The sequence below is a fragment of the Rheinheimera sp. 4Y26 genome (genome assembly GCF_025245835.1).
In the GTDB taxonomy this organism is placed as follows: Bacteria; Pseudomonadota; Gammaproteobacteria; order Enterobacterales; family Alteromonadaceae; genus Pararheinheimera.
On the sequence record NZ_JAOBWS010000001.1, the window covers coordinates 848255 to 870902 of the forward strand.

Annotated in this window: 14 protein-coding genes; 6 read left to right on the plus strand and 8 right to left on the minus strand. The window is 50.0% G+C overall.

Going from position 1 to position 22648, the window contains the following annotated elements; genetic code table 11:
* Positions 1 to 2: 2 nt before the first annotated feature.
* From N3Z11_RS03575 to N3Z11_RS03585, 3 genes are read right to left on the minus strand one after another with little or no spacing between them, the layout of a single operon-like run.
* Positions 3 to 1487 (minus strand): efflux transporter outer membrane subunit, encoded by a 1485-nt coding sequence (locus N3Z11_RS03575; RefSeq protein WP_260655766.1) that lies wholly within the window; start codon positions 1485 to 1487, stop codon positions 3 to 5.
* On the minus strand, positions 1480 to 4641 hold the full coding sequence (locus N3Z11_RS03580) for an efflux RND transporter permease subunit (RefSeq protein ID WP_260655767.1): 3162 nt from the start codon (positions 4639 to 4641) through the stop codon (positions 1480 to 1482). Before N3Z11_RS03580 ends, N3Z11_RS03575 begins: the two co-directional genes overlap by 8 nt.
* A 9-nt stretch (positions 4642 to 4650) precedes the next feature.
* Complete coding sequence (locus N3Z11_RS03585) at positions 4651 to 5958, minus strand: efflux RND transporter periplasmic adaptor subunit (RefSeq protein WP_260655768.1); 1308 nt, start codon at positions 5956 to 5958, stop codon at positions 4651 to 4653.
* Positions 5959 to 6342: 384 nt separating this feature from the next.
* On the opposite strand from N3Z11_RS03585, the gene N3Z11_RS03590 reads away from it, so the two are divergent.
* Complete coding sequence (locus N3Z11_RS03590) at positions 6343 to 6960, plus strand: TetR/AcrR family transcriptional regulator (protein ID WP_260655769.1); 618 nt, start codon at positions 6343 to 6345, stop codon at positions 6958 to 6960.
* A 33-nt stretch (positions 6961 to 6993) separates the two neighbouring features.
* Here the strand turns inward: N3Z11_RS03590 and N3Z11_RS03595 are convergent, their stop codons facing one another.
* Entirely contained in the window at positions 6994 to 7230 is a 237-nt protein-coding gene (locus tag N3Z11_RS03595; RefSeq protein ID WP_260655770.1) for a hypothetical protein, read from the minus strand.
* A 274-nt stretch (positions 7231 to 7504) separates the two neighbouring features.
* On the opposite strand from N3Z11_RS03595, the gene N3Z11_RS03600 reads away from it, so the two are divergent.
* Entirely contained in the window at positions 7505 to 8470 is a 966-nt protein-coding gene (locus N3Z11_RS03600) for a sensor domain-containing diguanylate cyclase (protein WP_260655771.1), read from the plus strand.
* A gap of 125 nt (positions 8471 to 8595) precedes the next feature.
* On the opposite strand, the gene N3Z11_RS03605 is transcribed toward N3Z11_RS03600, so the two are convergent.
* Complete coding sequence (locus tag N3Z11_RS03605) at positions 8596 to 9303, minus strand: SapC family protein (RefSeq protein WP_260655772.1); 708 nt, start codon at positions 9301 to 9303, stop codon at positions 8596 to 8598.
* A gap of 392 nt (positions 9304 to 9695) precedes the next feature.
* Between N3Z11_RS03605 and N3Z11_RS03610 the strand changes: the two genes are divergently transcribed.
* Together N3Z11_RS03610 and N3Z11_RS03615 are read left to right on the plus strand one after the other, a co-directional pair.
* Positions 9696 to 11438 (plus strand): phosphoethanolamine transferase, encoded by a 1743-nt coding sequence (locus tag N3Z11_RS03610; RefSeq protein WP_260655773.1) that lies wholly within the window; start codon positions 9696 to 9698, stop codon positions 11436 to 11438.
* A gap of 282 nt (positions 11439 to 11720) precedes the next feature.
* Positions 11721 to 12671 (plus strand): porin, encoded by a 951-nt coding sequence (locus N3Z11_RS03615; RefSeq protein WP_260655774.1) that lies wholly within the window; start codon positions 11721 to 11723, stop codon positions 12669 to 12671.
* A gap of 82 nt (positions 12672 to 12753) precedes the next feature.
* On the opposite strand, the gene corA is transcribed toward N3Z11_RS03615, so the two are convergent.
* The gene (corA, locus tag N3Z11_RS03620) at positions 12754 to 13698 is read right to left on the minus strand and encodes a magnesium/cobalt transporter CorA (protein ID WP_260655775.1); all 945 of its coding nucleotides are present in this window, start codon (positions 13696 to 13698) and stop codon (positions 12754 to 12756) included.
* Between the two features lie 973 nt (positions 13699 to 14671).
* On the opposite strand from corA, the gene N3Z11_RS03625 reads away from it, so the two are divergent.
* A complete protein-coding gene (locus N3Z11_RS03625) occupies positions 14672 to 15328 on the plus strand; it encodes a hypothetical protein (protein WP_260655776.1) in 657 nt (218 codons plus the stop codon).
* Positions 15329 to 15427: 99 nt separating this feature from the next.
* On the plus strand, positions 15428 to 16306 hold the full coding sequence (locus tag N3Z11_RS03630; RefSeq protein WP_260655777.1) for a hypothetical protein: 879 nt from the start codon (positions 15428 to 15430) through the stop codon (positions 16304 to 16306).
* A 605-nt stretch (positions 16307 to 16911) separates the two neighbouring features.
* On the opposite strand, the gene N3Z11_RS03635 is transcribed toward N3Z11_RS03630, so the two are convergent.
* Positions 16912 to 19599 (minus strand): TonB-dependent receptor domain-containing protein, encoded by a 2688-nt coding sequence (locus tag N3Z11_RS03635; protein WP_260655778.1) that lies wholly within the window; start codon positions 19597 to 19599, stop codon positions 16912 to 16914.
* A 175-nt stretch (positions 19600 to 19774) separates the two neighbouring features.
* Complete coding sequence (locus N3Z11_RS03640; protein ID WP_260655779.1) at positions 19775 to 22471, minus strand: hypothetical protein; 2697 nt, start codon at positions 22469 to 22471, stop codon at positions 19775 to 19777.
* Positions 22472 to 22648: the final 177 nt, after the last annotated feature.

The following is a 22648-nucleotide window of genomic DNA, read 5'->3' on the forward strand; positions in this document are numbered from 1 at the left end:
AGTTAAGTTAAATCAATACCTCCGGCAAAGCTGCGATACAAAGCCACCAACAGCTGAAAATTCTGCTGACTTAATCTGGCTTGTTCATCCCGCGCCGCCAATAACTCACGTTCTGCATCCAATAACTCCAGAAAATCGGCATTGCCTGCTTCAAACCTGGCTTTGGAAAGCGCAACAGCAGTGCTGGTGGCCGCCACTTGTTGCTGCTGGATCAGTTGCTGACGCCGGCTTAAGTTGTAACTTTCCAGGCTAAATTGCATATCGCGAAGCGCGTCCAGCACTTGCTGGCGAAATTCAGCCAGCGCCATTTGTTCACTGGCTTTGGCGCCTTTAATTCTTGCTTGCACTGAAGTCCAGTCGGCACCTTGCCAACTTAAACTTGGCGCCACACTCCAGGCGCGTTGATCGCTGCCCAAAGTTAAACCCGGCGCTGAGATAAAACCCAAAAAGCCGCTGACCGAGACATTGGGATACAGATCTGCGGTGGCAACGCCAATCTCGGCAGTGCTGGCGGCTAATTGCCGCTCCGCCTGCGCTATATCTGGCCTGTGTCGCAGCAGATCTTTGCTGACTGCTACGGCTTGTGGCTGTTTCAGCTCAGGCAAAGCCTGTTTGCCTGCTGCAATTTGTGGTAATTGCAGCTGCTGCGGGCTGAAACCCACAAGTGCCGCCAGGGTAGTAAAAGCGCGGCTTTTATCGGTTTCAAACTGTGGCAAACTGGCTTCCAGCTGATAAAGCTGCGCTTTAATGCGGGCCAGCTCTAAATCTGATGCCATACCAGCGTCGCGTCTGGCCAAAATCAGCTGCTCAGTTTGCTGCATATTGGTGAGGTTTTGCCGGGCAACCGCCAGGCGCAGTTCTGCGCCGCGGTAATCACCATAACTTTGTGCCACCTGGGCAATAATACTGATTTGGGCATCCTGCCAGGCAAATACGGCACTTTCCGCTCTGGCATTGGCCGCTTCGCTGGCGCGTTTTAATTTGCCGGCTAAATCTAAGTCCCAGCTGAAGCTGCCGCGCAGTTGTGAGCTGCGGTTATATTGTGCTTTGCCATCCACACTATTGGCGCTGCCAGCCACTTCAGCCGGTGTGCGGCTGTTTTGCTGGCTGCTGTCAATTGCCGCTTTTGGCCAGAGATTGTCGTCGCTGTCGGCAAATACCGCATAAGCCCTGGCCACATTCGCCTCTGCTTTGGCCAGCTGCTGGTTTTGCTCAATTGCAATTTGGATAAGCCGGTTAAGCTCCTGGTCCTGAAACTTTTGCCACCATAAAGTGGCGCTGTCAGGAAGCGCCAAGTTGCTTCCCACTTCAGGCATCTCCATGCTGACGTTGAGCGAGGTTGGCGCCTGATAATCAGGGCCAACTGCGGCACAACCCAGTAGCGCGCTGACCACAAAAGCCAGCAGCGCCAAACGGGGTTTTGGCAGCAGGTTATTGCTTGCCATATTAAAATTTGTGTTGAATTTTGTATTAAAAAGCTTAGCCATGAGTCAGCTCCTGCGCGGTGGCTGCAGTGGTGCGCCCGGCTCTTTTGGCCAGCACATAATAAAACAGTGGCGTTAAAATCAGACCAAAGATAGTGACGCCAATCATGCCGGCAAACACCGCCACACCCATGGCCTGACGCATTTCAGCACCAGCGCCGGTGGAGAACACCATAGGCACCACACCCATAATAAAAGCGATGGACGTCATCAGAATGGGGCGCAGTCTTAAGCGCGCCGCTTCTAAAATGGCCGCCAGCGGTGCCATGCCGTGGTCTTGCTTTTCCTTGGCAAATTCCACCATCAAAATGGCGTTTTTAGTGGCAAGGCCAACCAGCACTATCAGGCCAATCTGGGTGAAAATATTGTTGTCACCGCCGTACAGCAGCACACCGCTGATAGCAGAAAGTAAGGTCATAGGCACAATCAGAATAATGGCCAGTGGCAGGCTTAAACTTTCGTATTGGGCGGCCAGCACCATAAACACCAGCAGCACCACCAGCGGGAACACCAGATATTCGGCATTACCGGCCAGAATTTGCTGATAAGACAGTTCTGTCCACTCGTAGGTCATACCGGCTGGCAGAGTTTCGGCCAGAATTTTTTCAATAGCGGCTTGTGCTTCGCCTGAGCTAAAGCCTGGCGCCGGGCCACCGTTAATTTCAGCTGTGGTGTAACCGTTGTAGTGCATCACGCGGTCCGGGCCAGCGCTGTGTGCAACCTTCACAAATGAACCCAGCGGTATCATATCACCTTGATTATTCACAACTTTCAGTGCTGCGATTTGCGATGGATCTTGCCGGAAGCTTTCATCAGCCTGCACATTCACCTGATAGGTGCGGCCAAACTGGTTAAAGTCATTGGCATAGGTGGTGCCTAAATAACCCTGCAAGGTCTGGAATAAGGTGTCTAAAGAAACGCCCTGGGCTAAGGCTTTAGTGCGGTCTACGTCTAAATCCAGCTGCGGCACATTTACCTGATAGCTTGAGAAAACCCCAGCCAATTCAGGCGTTTGCCAGGCTTTCATCATCACTTGTTGCGTCACTTTAGCAAGTTCGACATAACCTAAGTTGGCTCTGTCCTGAATTTGCAGCCGGAAGCCACCAATGGTGCCTAAACCCTGCACCGGCGGCGGCGGGAATATTGCAATAAAAGCGTCCTGAATACCGGCAAATTTGGCATTTAAATCTGCGGCTATCGCATTGGCAGCAAGCTCCGGGCTTTGGCGCTCATCAAAGTCTTTCAGTGGCGTAAACACAATGCCGCTATTGGGGCTATTGGTAAAACCATTGATGCTAAGGCCAGGAAAAGCCACTGAGTTGGCAACACCAGGGTGTTCCAGCGCAATACGCGACATTTCTTTGATCACAGCTTCAGTGCGCTCTAAAGACGCCGCATCCGGCAACTGGGCAAAAGCCACCAGATATTGTTTGTCCTGACCTGGCACATAACCTGTGGGCGTGCTGTGAAATAAGCCTGCGGTTAAGCCCAGCATACCAATGTAGATAATGCCAACCAGAGCGCCAAAACGAATCACTTTACGCACCAGTAAACCGTAGCCAGCTGAGGCTTTTTGAAAAGCGCGGTTAAATGGCTGGAACAACCAGCCGCCCAGGGCTTTGTCCATCACGCGGGTCAGTTTGTCTTTCGGGGCGTCATGTGCTTTGAGCAACAAGGCTGAAAGCGCCGGGCTTAAAGTTAAGGAGTTTAGGGCCGAGATAAAGGTCGAAATAGTGATAGTGAGCGCAAACTGCTTATAAAACTGACCGGTTAAACCTGTCATAAAAGCAGTAGGAATAAACACCGCTGCCAATACCAGCGTGGTGGCAACAATGGGGCCTGTCACTTCTTTCATCGCTTTTTGTGTGGCTGCAAGCGGGCTTAAACCATCGGCAATATTGCGCTCAACGTTTTCCACCACCACTATGGCGTCGTCCACCACAATACCAATGGCCAGTACCAAACCAAATAAACTTAAGGCGTTGAGCGAAAAACCCATTAAGTGCATAAAAGCAAAGGTACCGACCAGCGACACCGGCACTGCCACCAGCGGAATAATAGAAGCACGCCAGGTTTGCAGGAATAACACCACCACCAGCACCACCAACAGCACAGCTTCGAGCAGGGTTTTTACCACAGCTTCAATAGAGCCACGCACAAAAACCGTTGGGTCGTACACGATGTCGTAATTTAAACCCTGCGGGAAACTTTTTGACAGTTCCGCCATTTTGGCGCGCACATCATCCGAGATTTGAATGGCATTCGAGCCAGAGGCCTGAAACACCGGAATAGCCACAGCGTCTTTATTATCCAATAAAGATTTCAGCGCATAAGTGCTGGCACCCAGTTCTAACCTGGCCACATCTTTGAGCCGGCTGATTTCACCCTGAGCACCCACTTTAATAATGATGTCACCAAATTCTTCGACCGAAGTCAGCCGGCCTTTGACGTTGATCAGGAGCTGAAAATCGCTTTCGCCTGAAGGCTGCGCACCTAAACTGCCGGCCGCTGCCTGTTGGTTTTGTTCACGAATAGCGGCCACTATCTGTTGTGGTGTCAGGCTCAGCGCCGACACTTTATGTGGGTCCAGCCACACGCGCAGGCTGTATTCACCGGCACCAAATAACCGCACCGCACCAACACCTTCAATACGGGCCAGCTCGTCTTTGACGTTTTGCGCCGCATAGTTGGACAAATACAACATGTCGTAGCGGTTATCGGGCGAGGTTAAATGCACCACCATGGTTAAATCCGGCGAGGATTTTTCGGTGACAATCCCCAGGCGCTGCACTTCTTGTGGCAACCTTGGTTTGGCGCGGTCGACCCGGCTTTGCACTTGTGTCTGAGCGCGGTCAACATCGGTGCCAATGGCAAAAGTAATGGTTAAGGTCATGCGGCCATCAGAAGTGGCCTGGGATGACATATACAACATGTTCTCCACACCGTTAATTTCCTGCTCCAGTGGCGAGGCAACTGTGTCGGCGATGACTTTTGGGTTAGCGCCAGGGTAGTTGGCGGTAACCACTACTGTGGGCGGCACTACTTCAGGATATTCGGTAATAGGCAGTTGCCACACGGCAATGGCGCCACTGATAAAAAACAGCAGCGACAATACAGCGGCAAAAATCGGTCTTTTAATAAAAAATTGCGAAAGCATAAGGGCTCCTTAACCGCGGCTGTTGCTGCTTTGGCTGGCTTTGCTGTGATCAGCAGCGCCGGCAGAGGCTGGCTGTTTTTCCTGCTGGGCGGTCAGCGCAGGTGTTGGTGCTAACAACTGAGCTGTGGTCTCGTCCAATTGGTGCTGCGTGGTTTTTAGCGCCTGCAAGGTTTCAGCGGATGTCATAGCCACAGGGTTAGGTGTGATTTGCATGGTCGGGCGTACCCGCTGCAGGCCGTTGACGACGATAGTTTCATTGGCGGTCAGCCCTTGTTTGATAATGCGCAGGCCACCGATTTTTTCGCCTAAAGTCACAGCGCGGTATTGCAGCTGCTGTTTGTCGTCTACCACCAGCACATACTTGTTATTCAGATCGGTGCCTACAGCTTTGTCATCGATCAAGATGCCTTTGTAACTGGCACTGCCCATCAGTTTGATATTGGCAAAAAGCCCCGGGATCAACAGGTTATCTTTGTTATCAAACACAGCTCGGGCGCGGATGGTGCCGGTTTGCGGGTTGATGCTGTTATCGAGAAAATCCAGCTCGCCACTAAAGCGGTAGTTATTGTCGGACGCCAGCGCCATCTGTACCGGAATTGGCGCTCGGCTGTCGGCGCGTTCGCCTTTAGCGGCCAGCGCCACATATTTCAGGTAACTTTGTTCGTCAGCGTCAAAATACGCATAAATTTTGTCGGTAGATACAATAGTGGTGAGCTGGCTTTGACCGGCATGCACAAAGTTGCCGCTGGTGATCAGTGCATTAGACACTCTGCCGCTGATCGGGGCTGTCACTTTACTGTGGGATAAATCCAGTTGTGCTTTATCCAGAGCGGCGCTGACGGCTGCCAGTTGGGCTGCACTTTGTTCCATTCGCGCGCGGCGGGCGTCCAGCAGCTCTTCGGCAATAGCGTTTTGCTTACGTAATTGTTCGGCGCGTTTTAAGTCATTTTTTGCCAGCTGCAGCTGACTTTTAGCCGCTGTGAACTCGGCGCTCAGCCGTTTGACTTCAGCGACAAAAGCACGGTCATCAATCTGAAATAACAGGTCGCCCTGTTGCACCAGTTGGCCTTCCTGAAACAGTACCTGGGTCAGATAACCTGATACCCGCGGCACTAAAGCCACAGTTTGTGGCGCCTGCAGGCGGCCGGTAAATTCGTCCCATTCGGTAATGCGCTGCTGCACCACAGTGGCCACATCAACAGCAGGGCCAGCCTGTGACGCTGCCGGTGGCGCCGCTTCAGGTTGGCTGCAGGCAGCAATAACCGCCGCCGTGAGGCTGGCGAGCAAAAAGTTTCTGGCCGGATGTAATTTGCGCATAACAAGGTCCTTATAAGCTGAGCAGGCAGCAATCACTTCAGATTGCTGAATTCTGTACTGACTGGTATATTGTACTGGTCGGTAAATATATAGGATGTTGTTTTGCAGTCAACCTTTATTTGTACTAATCGGTAAAAAACTAAAGACGATTTTCTGCTAAGCACAATGCAATTTGGTTCTATTAAAAACCGACAGTCTGAAGCCTGGAGCTATAACTGTCTGAAATGCCTTATAGTTCATGGCGGGTCTTGGCGCTTCTGCCACTGCTGGCAATATTTCTGTACCGGTTGGTAGGTATCGCTGACTTTACAAGGCTTGTAAAGCTGTTTACTCTGTCGGCATTAAATTACCTTGTTGTAGTTATGGTTATTGAGGAGTTTTGTGATGTCAGACAGCCAGACTCAGGTAGGACGCCCACGCGCATTTGACCTGGATAAAGCTTTGCAAAAAGCCCTCGAAGTGTTCTGGGAAAAGGGGTATGAAGGCGCGTCGCTGCCGGATCTCACCGAAGCCATGGGCATTAACAAACCCAGTTTATATGCCGCTTTTGGCAATAAAGAGCAGTTGTTTTTAAAGGCGGTCGAGCTTTATGAAAACCGCCCTTGTGCTTTTTTTAAACCCGCTTTATTACAGCCAACCGCTTATCAGGTGGCTGAGCATATGCTGTTTGGCGCTGCTGCTGCCAATGCCGATCCAAGTCATCCCAAAGGTTGTGTGGTGGTGCAGGGCGCTTTGTCGTGCAGCGACAGCGCCAATAATGTGAAACAGGCGCTGATAGAAAAGCGCCGTAACGGCGAGCTGCAGTTGCAGCAAAGGCTGGAACAGGCCAAAGCCGCAGGCGAGTTGCCGGCCGACGCCGACTGTGGCGCGCTGGCAAGTTATCTGGTAGTGCAAATCCAGGGCATGTCGATTCAGGCTGCAAGTGGCGCCAGTGCTGAGCGATTACAGCAAGTGGCCGCTATTGCATTGCAGGGGTTTAAGGCCATGTTGCAACCAGGCTGAGGTGTTCAGCCTCTGCCTTTTATGCTGTTTTCTTTAAGCCGGCCGCTTTTGCTCAAGGGGTTTTGCACTCTGGCGGTTTGCCTGTTTACACTGACCCGCACTTGGGAACCTGCCCGCCAGCTGTAACCAGCCTTCTCCCGGGCTGTGCTGGGCACAAATGACACCCCCTGTTATTTTGCTTTGCCATAAATACCAGGGCGCCGGTGCCGCCACACTCTGGCTGCTACAGTAAAACACCAGTAATATCAGTAGTTTGAAACGGATTTTCATCTGAACTCCCTTATGCAGGCCTTCGTTGTTGCAGCCTTTGCGCCACAAAACTGCGCTGATATTCGTTAGCAAAGCCAGTGCCAGTTCGCAGCGTCAATTTTTCGTGATAGCGCTGCCTGACGACGTTTTGGCTGTTTTGCCGGTAAATTGAACCTGCACTACAACTTTGCAGTCAGATAAAGACATGCGTCAGTTGAGCTGTGGTTTTCACCTGTGGTAGAGAAGACCTGATTGCACGCGTGACACCTGAGAGCAACACAAGGAGTCACACGCTATGTATCATGCCACTATCCCCGACAATGAGCCGATGCGGCTTGCCACTTTACACACTTCACAATTACTGAATTGCCGTGGTAGCGAGCAGTTTAACCGCTTGATCCGGCTTGGCAGGCGCTTATTACAAATGCCGATGTGCGCCATTCATCTGGTGGATGCCGAGCAAATCCGCGTATTGGCGGCACAGGGTTGCAATTTATCCGGCAGTGCGCGGCAAAGTTCCTTTTGTGGTCACACCATTTTGGGCGATGAGGCTTTAGTGATCCAGGATACCCGCCATCATCCCTACTTCTTTGACCATCCGTTGGTGCAGGGGGCCGATGGCATCCGCTGTTATGTTGGCGTACCGTTGCGGGCTTTTAATGGCTGCAAAATTGGCACCTTATGTTTGATGGACAAAATACCCCGGGAAATTTCGGCTGATGACTTAGCTGCGCTTAGAGATCTGGCGCTGTTAACAGAGCAGGAAATGGCTTCCTGTCAGCTGGCCATTATTGACGACTTAACCAGTCTGGTGAACAGAAGGGGTTTTGAAACCATGGCCAGGTTACTGCTCAATAGCAGTGAGCGCCAGGGGTTGCCTGCTGTGTTGTTGTATTTTGATTTAGATGGTTTTTCCACACTAAATCATGCTTATGGTGAAGCCGAAGGTGACAGGGCGTTGATGCGTTTTTCCCGGTTGCTGAAACAAACTTTCAGAGGCAGTGATGTGATAGGCCGTTTGGGTGATGATGAATTTGCCGTGCTGGTGGCCAACAGCAACGCGCAGCAGGCCGAGCAGATAGTGGACAGGTTACGTCAGAGCACTCAGTTGCAGCAAAGTCAGGAAAGCTGGAGTAGTCCGCTGCAGTTTAGTGTGGCTGCAGTGCATTATTTGCCGGATCAGGGGCCGAGTCTGGAGCATTTATTAAGCCGGGCCGATCAGCTGATGTATCAGCGCCAACAAGGCCAGCGTTTGTGCTGACCGCCATGTAGTTTCAAAAATCTCTTCGCAAAACAACCATTAAAAAACCACCTGATGGTGGTTTTTTAATGGTTTTGTCAGCGCAGTGTGAATACAACATGCTCACTGCGCTTAAATGTAACAGCTTAAGCTGCGGTCACCGGCAGCTTTTGAATTAAGGCACCAATGCGGTCCAGCGAGCTGAAGTGTGCGTAAATAGCGGGTAATACACCAAATTTACGCAGCGACAGGAATTTTTCATCGCTCAGGGCTTCAAACTTTTCACGGTCAATCACAAAAAAACCATCTAAACGGTGCTGATTGCCGGCGGCGTCTGTGTATTGCAGGCCATCCGCTTTAAATAAGTCCATTTCTTCCATCTGTTTCACGATATTACGGCTGACAGTGTTGGAGTCGATATAATCGCGGAAAAACTTATTTACACCGTCGAAAAACTCAGTATTGCTGCCATCTTCGTTGAACATGGCCTGACCTTCGGTGCGGCTGACGTTGTCTGCTTGTTCGTTGACACAAAGTACCAGTTGATCATCAGCAGCTTGCGCCAGTGTGAATGGGTAAGTGCGGATAGAAGCAGGCAGATAACCGCCGGTGTAGGTCTCGTTTTCAACAAACAGGTTTTGCTCTTCTTTTAAGCCATACACTGCAACAGCGTTATAACCGCTATTGTCCTGGTTTTTTAAGAAAAAAATCGGGAAAAAAGGTGCAGCAGCAACAAACTCCTGCAGCATCAGTGGCGCCACATTGCGGCCATTAACGGCTTCTAATGAAAATTTTGGTAATATTTTTAAGTCTTTGTGAGTTTCATTGCTTAACGGGACTGGCTTAGCGAGCATAATTATTCCTTTAGGATGTCAGGGGCCGGGCAGACAGCGGCTGAATTCGCAGCGCGCCAGCGCAGCAGGCGTAAGCTGTGGCGCCCTTGCCGGCCTTTTTTTAGATACCGCAGCACCATACTATAAAAATATGACAAAATACCAGTGCAGTTTTGCAGAAATATGCTAACGAAAACGGCATCATCAGAGCCTGTCAGAACAGGCGCAGAATTAACGATCTGAATTTACAAATGAAAGCCCGGACTTCGTGCCGGCTCAGTGCACAACAAAAGTACCAGGCCAGTGCAATAGTCCGGCAAAAGCCGGCGGGATAGCACTTTTAGTGCTTATCACATCAGCCAGCCTCAGGCCTGGTTCTGGTCAGGATCGGGACAGGTGACTCAGAAGAATTTATGAATTTATTGCTAAAACATCGTATGACCTTGCCACTGACGTTGCTGTTGTTAGTGCTGCTGATTTTATCCCCCCAGCTGTATCTGTTGCTGCACAAAACCACGTTGCCAGTTTTTGTGCAACAAGGGCTGTTACCTGCGCTGTTATTGCTGTTGTTGCTGCTGTCGGTGAGCCGCAATTTTGCAACCGGTATCTGGTTTTGGTTGCCTTTTGCCTTGCTGGCGCCGCAGGAGCTGTTTTATCTGTCGACTTATCAAAAAGTGACAGACGCCCATGCCATGGCCATTATTGCCGAAACTGATTTGGCCGAAGCAGCCGGTTATTTGTCGGGGCTGGGCTGGCTGATTTTGCCGGCCATTCTGCTGGTATTGATGCTGGTGGCTGTCGCCAGTGCAGTCTGTAAAGTACAGGCGCTGCAGTGGCCCCGTTATGGCCGGCCTCTGGTTTGGCTGCTGACTTTATGTTGGCTTGGCTGGTTGTATCAGCAGGAGTTGGTGTATCGCGAGTTATACCCGGTGAAAGAAGGCCGTAATGCCACTGAAACTGAGTTGTCCAAACGACCTTTGCCCAATAGCCATAATTTGTATCATCAGAGTTATCCGCTGAACTTACTGCTGGCCGCCAATGAATTCAGAGTGCAAAAGGCTGCACTGGCCGAAGTGGCCGCCACAGTGGCCGATTTTCGGTTTGGCACCAGCCAGCCACAGAATACGGCAGAGCGGCAGATTTATGTGCTGGTGATTGGGGAAACCCTAAGGCCGGACCGGCTGCAGTTAAACGGTTATCCGCGCGCTACAACACCAAGGTTGGCAGGCCTTGGCGACGTGGTCAGTTTTACCAATATGGTCAGCCCCTGGGCCTGGACCCGGATGTCGGTGCCGGTGATTTTGTCGCGTAAGTCGGCGCAGGATCACAGTTATTTCTCGCGGGAGACTTCTGTGGTGGCGGCCTTTAAAGAAGCAGGTTTTGCCACAGCCTGGTTATCTACCCAAAGCCCGCTCGGTGTACACGACAGCTCGGTGGCGTTACACGCCAGTGAAGCGGATGAAGTGCAATATTTAAATCCGGTGGGTTATAAAAAAGAAGGTTTTTACGATGATGTGCTGGTGGGCGCTTTTTCGCGGGTGCTGGAAAAAGGCGAAGCTAAACAGCTGATTGTCTTGCATACCCTGGGCAGCCATTTTAGTTATTCCGACCGTTACCCCGACAGTTTTGATTTATTTCAGCCCTCAGGTAAAGGCGAGGCGCTTGGCATGCACGACAGAGCCAATAAAGAAAAACTGAATAATGCTTATGACAATACAGTGGCTTATACCGATTATTTGCTGTTTAACCTGATTCGTCAGCTGGAAAAACAACAGGCCATCAGCAGCCTGTTGCTGGTGTCGGATCATGGTGAAAATTTGTTTGACGGCGACTGTGATAAAAGCGGCCACGGCCACAACACTGAGTTTGACTACAGAGTAGCGGCCTTGTGGTGGGGCTCGGCGGAGTTTAAGGCAAAGTACCCACAGCAAACGCAGTTGCTGCAGCAGCGGCGTGACGTGCCTTTAATCACCAGTCAGACTTTTCACACCATGTTGGATTTAGCCCAACTGAGATATGCCGACGAGCGCCTTGCACAAAGTTTTGCCTCGACACAGTTTGTGCCGCCACAGCGCATTCTGGCCTCCGGCATCGACTTTGATAAGGCGCAGCGCCTTGGCGCATGCAAAGTGTTACCCAATCCGGTGCAGCCCTGATTGTTGTGGATGGCAGCAGCTTTGCCTGCTGCCATCATCACAAAGAGGATTAACACTGGTCTGCGCTGCTTTGTCATATTGCTGTCATATAAAAGCCATAAAATAGCCATCCGAACGACATGATAATGACGCTAAATTGTCATTTTACAGACACTTAACTGTGCTAAAGCGGAAAATTTCCGCACTGTTGCCGGTTTCGCCCTTGAATTTTAACCTGAACAGTTATACTCAACGGGTTTAAGCTGTCGAACCTTTTTCCTCAATGCTGAGAAGGATTTACTTATGTTCGCCCACAACGCCTTTGCTAAAAACGCCTTTGCTAAAAATGCCTTTGTGAAAAACACGCTGTTACTTGCGCTGTTGTCTGGTTTGTCGTTGCCATTACAGGCCGACCCACTGACGGTGTACGGCAAAATTAACGTCACAGCCCAAAACTCCGATGAAGGCGAAGGTTCGTTCAGTGAGTTAAAAAGCAACGCCTCCCGTTTTGGCTTAAAAGGTGATTATGCGCTGGATGGCGAACTGACGCTGGTGTATCAGCTGGAGTGGGAAGTAGACCCATCTGATGAAGCCAACGAAAAAAATATCAAAGCCCGCGACCAGTTTATTGGTATTAAAGGCAGCTTCGGTACCATTAAAGCCGGCCGTAACGACACAGCGCTGAAGCTGTCTCAAGGCAAAATGGATTTATTTAACGACTACGAAGCCGACATTAAAACCCTGTGGCGTGGTGAAAACCGCATGAGCAATTCTTTAGCTTACGTCAGCCCGTCTTTTAATGGTTTTTCGCTGCAGGTGAGCCATGTAATGGAAGACTCAGCTAAAGGCCAGGATGGTCAGTCGGTGGCGCTGATGTATGGTGATGATGGTTTAAAAGACAGCGCCATTTTTGCATCAATCGCAATGGACAACGATATCAGCGGTTATGACACCAGCCGTGCTTTTGTACAAACCAAACTGGCCGGTTTTAAACTGGGCGCAGGTGTGCAGCAGCAGGAACCTGTGGCCGGTGGTGCCAAAGATGACGGTTGGCTGGCAAACGTTGCTTATCCAATTGAAAAATATGAATTAAAAGCACAGTTCCAGACACTGGAAGAGCATGAAGGCTACAGTCTGGGGGCCGACTATAAACTGGGTAAGGACACCAAGTTATTCGCCTGGTACTCCAGCTTTGATTTTGACAACAAAGCCGACAGCGATTATCTGGCCATTGGTTTAGAGCACAAATTTTAATTCAGCGCTGCTGTATTCAGCGAAAAACAAAACCCCACTGCAACGTGGGGTTTTTTGTTGGATAAATGGCTGCCGCGGCGCTTTACAGCCAACCTTTGCGTTTAAAAAACAAATAAGGTGCCAGACCGGCCATTAACATCAGACCAATAGCCAGCGGGTAACCAAATTGCCAGTTGAGCTCCGGCATAAACTGAAAGTTCATGCCATAACTGCTGGCCACCAGGGTGGGCGGCAGGAAAATCACCGACACCACAGAGAAAATTTTAATAATGCGGTTTTGTTCAATATTGATAAAACCCATGGCCGACTGCAGTAAAAAGTTCACCCTTTGTGAAAACGACTCGTTGTGTGGCAATAACGATTCGACGTCACGCAATACATCCCGCGCCTGCTCCAGCTGATCTACCGGCAAACGGGCTTTACGCAGCAAAAAACTCACCGCACGCTGGGTATCCATCAGGCAAAGCCGCACTTTCCAGCTCATATCCTCAAGCTCAGTTAAGCGCGACAAACTGTGTTTAAAGGCCTCATCCTGTTTGCCTTTTAAAATCACCTGGCTGATGACTTCAAGCGCCAGCGAGATTTCTTCAATAGTATCTGCCAGTTGCTCAATTTTAATTTCAAATAGATCCAGCAGCAGCTCATAAGCATTGCCCACCGACAATAAATGGTTACGCGCGCGCATGCGGTACAGCCGGAACACCGGCAACTCACGTTCACGTAAGGTAAAAAGCCGTCCGTCGCGGATGGTAAAAGCCACAGTAGTAGTGCCTGCTAAAGCTTCCTGATAAAAAAACAAGGAGTGAATATGCAGGCCGTCTTCGTCTTCAAAAAAACGCGCCGACGCTTCAATGTCATCCAGCTCCAGCTTTTCCGCCAGTTGCTGTCCAAACTGGTCGTTGACAAACTGCCGCTCCTGCAAGTCCGGCTCCTGTAAATCCAGCCAGATAGCCTGTGACACGTCGGCATGTTGTTGTAATTCAAGCCGTTGTAAACGCTGTTGTTGCAGGTTAAAAATTCTGAGCATGGCCTTCTCCTGCCAAAGCAGACTCAGCTGGACAAACCCGGTAGTGATTTTGATGTGAGAAGAAAAAAGCTCACGCGCCCCGGTCAGGCCGCGTGATGGCTCGGACAGGAGTCAGTTAAAACCAAAAAATTCGACTGGGTATGTCCAAGGCATGGGTCTCTGAATAAAAAGTTGCGGCGATCATAAGAAGGCGGCTGGTTGCCGTCAAGCTGGAAATACCAGCTGATGGCTGCTTGTAGCAGTTGGCACAGGCTAAGCCTTGATGCATATGGCGGGGGATTTGCCTTCACAGGCCAAAGGTTAGTGCCTGGATAGAGGTGGCACTTTAGTTCAACCACAGAGGTGACACTGCTGTTTAGCGGCACAGGCTGCATACCAGTCGGTTTTGCTGATGCCTGCGGCATGGCACTTATGCCGGGTTTCGCCCCGGCGGGCGAGTCTCTTTCTTTGCTGACAAAGAAAGAGACGCAAAGAAATCACCCCGGTGTGCCTTCGAAAGCCCGCTAAAAATCAAAAGTTTGAGGCGCCGCCTGCTTTTTAAAACCACGGGGCAGCAAGCGCTACCGTCGCTTGCCTCAAACAGTTGGCGTCTTAAAACCTCAAACTTTCAATTTTTATCGGCTCGGCAAAACGGGGAGGAAAAGCACTGAAATTGAGATTGGCTTTATCTGACATATCAAAAGCTAAAAAACGCTACTCCACTGTGCTTCACTCGCCCCAGACTAAAACATCACATAACGACTGAACAAATAGCCAGTTGTTTGTCATGAGTTTTTTCCGCACAACTTGCATACCAAGTGTATGCATTTTGTGAAGTCAGTATTTATCAGATTTAGAAAAATAAGTTGAAAAATAGTAACTTAGGCTTTAGCTTGATATGAGTAAAAATCAGAAAAGAAGGCAGGAAAATGTCCGACTTGCGAGCGCTCCACCTTCTATTAAATTGTTATGCCTCACATTTAAAGAGATCATCATGACTCAAGAACAACTCACAACTATTAGCATAGCTATAGCCTCACTCAGCTTAGCTATATCTTTTGCGACGCTATACTTCTCACAGTTAGCCGGGCCAAATGTTGTCGCAAATATAGGTCCGTATATCAAGGTTTTTAACGGTGATTACGCAAAAGGAATATCAACAGGAATCTATGTCCCTGTTTCATTTTTCAACAAAACAGTCAGATCTTCAGTCGTAAAGAAAACAGCTGTTGAGATATTCCTGAAAAAAAACGATCAGAAGCGATATGTCATTTTTGGAAAACAGTACTCCGAGTTCGACTCATCGTCGAATTCATGGAAAATGCGAGACATTGCATACGCACTTCCGATACTAGGTAAAAGTTCAATCCAGAAAACAATTAGGTACAATTGGGATATGGAAAACCAAGAGAAATTATTGTTCGAAGAGGGGGTTTACACCTTTAACTTCATGTACTGGATTGAAGGAAAAGAAAATCCAGAATCACAGTCACATGAATTGGTGTTCGACTCGGCTGCCATTAAAAAATTAGATGAATTCATTAAAAACAAAAAATCGACGACTGTTGATGTGATGCTTAACAGGCAAATGCCACTAAATAAATTAATGACAAAGCACGAATCAGAAAGAATGATTGGCAATCAGGCATAACAAGGCCTTAAACAAAGCGGCCTTCAGCCGCTGGACTCGCAACAAGTTGCTTGCCGTTTAGGCGGGTCATTATGTGTGTTTTGGAACAATGGTAGCTACATGAATCTAAGTTCGAAGTCCTTGGAAAAATTGCGCGAACTTATCAATGAGGAGACCGAATACCGTTCAGGCCCAAAACTCGTGCAGTTTTTCAATAATTTGGGCTTCCAAGATTCGTATGGCCAAGGATTCCCTTCACGTTGGATGTACACAGACCAGCGCTTAGAAGAAATAAATGGATCGCTCGAACTCGATAAGTGCATTAGGGCTGTTTTTAATCCAGCGAATTTTATCGGGAAATTGGCTAATTTAGACGCGCATATTACCTCTTTCAATCAATTCCTCACCTTTGACAAATGGAAAGTTGTCCGTAATGGTGCGGATATCAATTTCCAAAGACTCGAGAAAGTCGAAATTGACGAACCAACACCAGATGTCAAGGCTGAAACAGAAGACGAATTCCTAAGGCGTGAATTTACCCGCGTATCTGTATCCAAGCTCGGACTAGAAGGCACCGTGAGCGGGGTTCTCGACCAACGGATTAGAGAAATTGAGAAGTGTTTCTTCGGAAAAGCATATTTGGCCGTAATCCTAATGGCCGGAAGCACACTGGAAGGCGCGTTATTGGGCGTGGCTAACAATCACCCAAGATCGTTCAACTTGGCAAAAGCAGCCCCGAAGGACGGGGCGGGCAAGGTCAAGCAATTCCACGAGTGGACGCTCAGCGCTTTCATAGATGTCGCGCATGAACTCCGTATTGTTCAGCACGACACACAAAGATTTAGCCATACGCTCCGAGATTTTCGGAACTATATACACCCATTTCAGCAAATGAGTTCTGGGTTTAGCCCAACTGAACATACGGCGAAACTATGCCTTCAGGTTTTGAAGGCTGCGATTTACGAACTAGGCGAAAATCTTGGAAAAGTACGCACATAACAAGCGGCCGTTGAGGCCACTGAAAAGTGTGGCGGGACGCGCAAAAAGCACGCGCCCCAAGGTCGGGCGTTAATTCCGCAATTCATTTAAACCAGAAAAACTTCAATCACCTCCCACTCTTAACCCCGTCAAGCGAGCCGTTGTTTTGGCCGGTTTTGAGGTTTTAAGCCGACAACTGTTTGAGCGGGGTGACGCTAGCACCCCGCGAGTTTTGGCGGCGCCTCAAAATTGGTCAAAACAGCGGGCTTTCGAGCGATCTCGGGGTGATTTCTTTGCGTCTCTTTCTTTGTCAGCAAAGAAAGAGACTCGCCCGCCGGGGCGAGACCCGGCATTAGCGCCATGCCGCAGGCATCAAATACCCCCATGCCGCAGGCATAAAACAAATCAATAATACCCAGAGGTTAGGTGTAGCTGACACTGCTAGTGCAAGACCCGGCATACGCGCCATGCCGCAGGTATCAAATAAAACAGCCATACCGCAGGCATCATAAAAAACTCAGTCGCTTAGGCAGCATTCAGCGCCCTTTGCGACGACAGCAATAAAAAAGCCCCGGCTTTCGCCAGGGCTTGTTATTCAGTTACTGCCGCTTAATGCTGCAAAAGCATCAAAACCTTTGGCTATAACTTAACCCCACACTGCGCCCTTGCTCGCGGCGTTGTAAAATTTCGCCTTGTTGCAGAATTTCCACGTCTTTATTCAGCAGGTTTTTTGCAGACACTTTAATGGTGCCTTCTGGCAACACATTGTAAGAGTACACAAAATCCAGTGAGTGGAATGGCTGCTCGTAGGCGTCGTCTTTGCCGTCGATGCCGGCAAAAGCAATGCGCTTGCCAAACACGTTGTAGGTTAAAGTGGCAGTATGGGCTTCGTTGTCGGAGTCAAAACCCAGCTGCATATTCACTACATATTTGCTGTGGCCGGTCAGCGGGCGCTTCAGGTTGGTCAGGTTAGTTTCACCGAGCGATTCAATTTCAATTTCGGATTCGCTGTAGGTGAAGTTACTGACCACAAAGAAGTTATCCATCAGCTCGCCAAAACTGCCTTCAAACATATCGAGTTTTTGCAAAGCTTCAGCTTCCACACCGTACACTTCACCGCCCAGTGCATTTCTGAAGGACATCAACAGGTTACCGTCTGAGCCTTTCAGTTCCACCGCTTCAATCGGGTTGGTTAAGTCTTTATAAAATACCCCCAGGCTGTAGTTGCTGCCGCTGTCGAGGTATTGCTCCCAGCGTAAGTCGTAAGCGCTGATGCTGGTGCTTTTTAAGCCGGAAAAACCAATCACTTTAAAGTCGGTAATAGGGTCGATAAAAAGTACAGGCGTCACTTCACGTAAATCCGGCCGCACTACGGTTTCAGAAAAACCAAAACGGTATTGGTTTTCTTCCGACTGCATCCAGGTTACGGCCAGCGAAGGGTAGAGGTCGTCTTCCTGGCGCGGGAAGTCAGTCAGATTGCCTTCAATGGCGCCTGTGGCCGGGTTCAGCGGAATAGACACCTGACGGAAATCCTCGTAGCGCACGCCGGCGTTCACGCGCCAGGTCATGTCGTAAGTGGCTTCCATGCCCACGTAAGCGGCGTCTGTTTGCTGGGCCGCTACATAATCGTCGGCCTGTGCTGTTACATCAGATAATAAAAACTTCTTCGCCGGGTCGTTAATATTGGCGTCGGAGAAAATCTCGTGATAACTCTGGCTCAGCGCTTCGTTGCTAAAACCGCGGGTATCCATTTTAAATCTGTTGGTGCTGGCGTTACGCTGGCGCTCAAAATAGGCATAACCAGTGCTCAGGGTCAGCTCAGTGTCTCCCAAAGTCATGGGATATTTGGCATTCCAGCTGGCGTTTTCGGTGTTATCTTCCAGGCTGCCAAACTGATAAATAGCGGCGTTGTCGCTGCGGCGCATGGTACGGTTTTGCAGCGTGCCGTCGTTGGCCAGCTGGCGTACGTAACGGTATTCCACTTCATTGGGCGCGTCACGTTCGGCTTTGGCGTCTGTGTATTGCCAGTCGAAGGCTAAATCATTGAGGAAAGTCAGGGTATGGCGGCCACGTACTTGATTGGTCAGCATGGTGCGCTCTTCGTATAACACTGAATAATCTTCGTTTTCGCGGTTTTGTTCGTTGATGGTTTCAATCGAATCACCGATTTTTACTTTCAGCTCATCTTTGGTGTCGGCCAGATAAATGCTGGAAGTTTCAAATCTGTGGTTTTCATCCCATTCCAGACCAAAGTTCAGCATGCCCGACATTTTTACCTGATGTTCGGTGCCGCGGATATCGTCGTAGCGGTTCAGTGGCGTTAAATTGCTGCCCGAGCTGATGGAATAATAACGTTCCTGCTCTTTAAAGTTTTCTGCAGATTTGTCGTAGCTGATGCCCGCCATCAGGCCAAATACACTCTGGCCTATGTCAAATCTGTTGCCATAAGACAGGCTGCCGTCATATTCAGGGCCAATGCTTTTTTGTCTGAAGGTCATGTCGCGGTTCAGTTCAAGGCCCAGGCTGCGGTTAATGGCTTCGGCTTTGGCAAGGTTCTGCGGTGTTACACCGCCCAGGCCCTGGGCAATTTTTACCACATCCAGCGAGCCGTATTGGTCCAGTGCCTGTTTCAGGCCTGCTGATAAACTGCGGGTGCCGTCGTCTTTGCCGCGCCAGTCGTCTGAGCCACCGGCGTAATCCAGGCCGTCGTCTGAGCTTAAGCTGTTGTAGCCGGTGCCAATAGAAAAGCTAAAAATTTCTTCGCGCGGAATGCTGACAGTGCGGATATTGACATTACCGCCACCAAAGGCGGCCGGCAGTTCCGGTGAATAGGCTTTTTGTACCACCATACTTTCAATAATACCGGCCGGGAACATATCCAGCGGCACCACGTTGCGGGTTGGATCCGGGCTTGGCACCTGAGCGCCGTTGAGTAAGGTGGACGAATAACGCTCGCCTAAACCACGCACATAAATAAATTTGTCTTTCACCAGAGTAAGGCCTGTGACGCGGCGCAGCGCACTGGCGGCGTTGCTGTCACCGGCACGGGAAATTTGTTCCATACCTAAAAGTTCGGCCACATAAGGTTGCTGGCGGCGCTCTTCAGCGGTAGCGGCGGCTGAACTTAATAAGCGGCCTGACACATTAATACGTTCAACCTGCTCGGCCAGCGGTTGCAGTGCAACCGGCGCGGCTTCGGCCTGGGTTGTTTCGGTAGCAGAGGCGGGCATCAAAACTACGGCAGCGCTGGTGGCTAAAGCCAAAAGCACACCCAGGTTCACGCGACTGTATTGAAAACTATGCTTGCTGCTCATCTTTATTTATTCCTGTGGCATCTTTTGGTGGCCGGGTATCTTGTGCCCGGCCAGCGTTAAATTTGTGCTATTGCTGTCGTATGACTGTCTTATCACTGTCTTGCGTTTGTCTTGCCGCTGTCACAACAGGGCGATAAAAACAAAGCCGCCGGCCATAAAGCCGGCGGCTTGTTCGTTATTGGCCTAAACCAACAGTCCAGCCTTTAGTCCAGTCGCTGCTGGCATCTACAGCACCCACAGTGGCGGATTTGCTGAAGAAGCTGTTTACAGCCGACATATCTTTTGGTGTTGTGGTGTCGATGGTGTAAATACCATTGAGCACTGCTGCCTGATCAGCCGCTGTTTTATTGCCGGTCTGGCCTTCAAACCATTGTTTCACCGTTTGGTTGGCAGATACTGTGCCTTTAAACGGCTCAGGGCAGCCAATCACAGAGTGGGTCATCACCAGGGCACCAGAGGCTGCGAGTGCCTGAGACTGAGCAGTTTCAATTTCCAGACACTCGCCCATACCAGTTGGGCCTGCAATGACAAAGTTATGCAGCTGGGCGTTGGTGCCAGCACGCAGCAGCACACCTTCAGAGTCTTTTTCGGCCGATTTGTAGGTGTTGCCGATAATGGTCATATTGGCGATGGTTGGGTTAGACACCGGCGTGGCATCAAACTTAGACGACTGGTTGTCGGCTTCAATACCGCGGTTGGCTTCAGCATTGTTGGCATCGTGTTTCACCAGGAAGTACTGGCCTTTGCCTGTCCAGCCATCTGCCCAGTCCAGTGAGTCATCACCATTGCTGGTTAAAACCACGTACTTGACGTTGACAGTACCGCCGAAAAACTCCACACCGTCATCCAGGTTCTGGTGCACCTGAATATGGCTGACGGTTGTGCCGGCACCCACGCCTGCGAAGGTAATGCCGTTTAATTCGTTGTCCTGCAGTACTTCATAACCGGCGTGTTTTACCCGCACATATTTCAGTACGCCTGAGTTGTCGTTGACATCAGCACCACCGTAAGGGCCGGCGTTGCCTTCAGCTTCAATTTTACAGGCGGCCAGATTGGCCTGGTCGCACTTGTTGCTTGGTGCTTTACCCAATAACACCATGCCGCCCCATTGACCGGCTGCCGTTGGTGCACCAATCACATCTTGCAGTGAAGTGAAGGTGATAGGGTTTTGCTGGGTGCCTTCGGCATTAATTTTTGAACCGCGGGTGACCACCAGGAAGTCTGCACCTGAGCGGCCATACACTGTGACACCAGGTTGTACTGTTAAAGTGGCAGCTGTGGTGTTGTCCACACCAATGCGTACCCGGCCGTTTAACACATAATCAGCACCGGCTACTAAAGTGACGTTACTGGTGATATCACCTTTAAGTTCACAGTTTAATTTACCTGTTAAAGAAGCCACTTCAGTGGTGCCGGCAGGGCAGGCTGCAATAGCAGTGGAAGCGTGCAGGCCAAAAGTCCAGCCTTTGGTCCAGTCAGATACACCGTCAAAAGCACCGATGTAATCGACATCGTCAAACCAGGCATCAACAAAGTTCGACACGTTGTAACCGTTTTTCAGCGCAGGTGAGGTTGAAGCTGGCATATAACCACCCAGCAGCGCGTCTGTGGTCATATTGCCGCTTTGTGCCATAAACCAGGCTTTCACATCCAGCAGGGTATTGCCTTGGGCATCTTTTGGATTTTTAAAGGGTTCTTTACAGTCGATAATAGAGTTGCGCATTAACAAACCGCCGTTTTGCGCCTGCTGCACTGACTGCTCGGTTTCAATTTCCAGACACTCGCCCATACCGGCCGGGCCTTTGATAATAGTGTTGTAAATTTCACCGGCCGTACCGGCGCGCAGCAAAATACCTTCAGAGTCGGCGTCGGCAGATTTGTAGTTGTTGCCAAGGATGGTCATGTTGGCAATTTTTGGTTTACTGACCGGGCTGGCAGAAAAGTTACCTGACTGGTTGTCGGCTTCAATACCACGGTTGGCTTTAGCGTCGGTTTTGCTGTGCTGAATCAGCACATGTTGCATTTTCCCTGTCCAGCCGTCCGCCCAGTCTAATGAGTCGTCACGGTTGCCGGTTAACACCACATGCTTGGCATTGACAGTACCGCCAAAAAACTCTACACCGTCGTCCAGGTTGTTATGCACCTGAATGTAATCCACTGTGGTGCCTGAACCTACACCGGCAAAGGTAATGCCGTTTAATTCGTTGTCGGTTAATACTTCAAAACCGGCATATTTCACCTGGACAAATTTTAAGATGCCGCTGTTATCTTCCGGCTTGTCACCGCCGTAAGGGCCGGCGTTGCCTTCAGCTTCGATTTTGCAGCCGGCAAGGGCGGCAGCGTCACACTTGTTGCTTGGCGCCCGGCCTAATAACACTAAACCACCCCATTGCGCGGTAGAGTCTTCAGTCACTGAGCCAATCATGTCGTTCACCGAAGTAAAAACGATTGGGCTGGCACTGGTGCCGACAGCGCGGATTTGTGAGCCACGGGCAATCACCAGATAATCGGCACCGGATTTACCAAATACTGTGGTGCCAGGTTCAATGGTTAATACTGCGCTGTTAGCATTGTCGTTACCGACCGCTACTTTGCCGCTTAAGGCCCAGGCAATATTGGCCGTTAACGTAGCGTCTGCGGTTAAAGTGCCGCTGATTTCACAGATAGGTTTAGTCACATCACCCAAAGCCGCGCCTTGTTTGGCAAAGGCCGGACAGACAGAAGCTGGAGGTGGGGTTGGTGTTGTTGGATTGGTTGGGGTGGTCGGGCTGGTGCTGCTGCCGGTATTGACCACAATATCACCACCGCCACAGCCGGCCAGCGCCAGCGCTGAAGCCATAGCGCTTAATTTCAGAATTTTTGCAAAAGCCATCTTCTTCTCCATAGAGCCAGAAACCAAAGTCAGGGATTAAAAAACTGAGCTGAAGGTAAAAGAAGGCTGTGACTGTTTTGTGACAGAAAATCGACACTGTGATGACAGTATGACAAGGTGCAGTAACCACAAGGGCTGGCGCTCTGTTGGCAGAAAAAACTTCATAAAACTGTCATA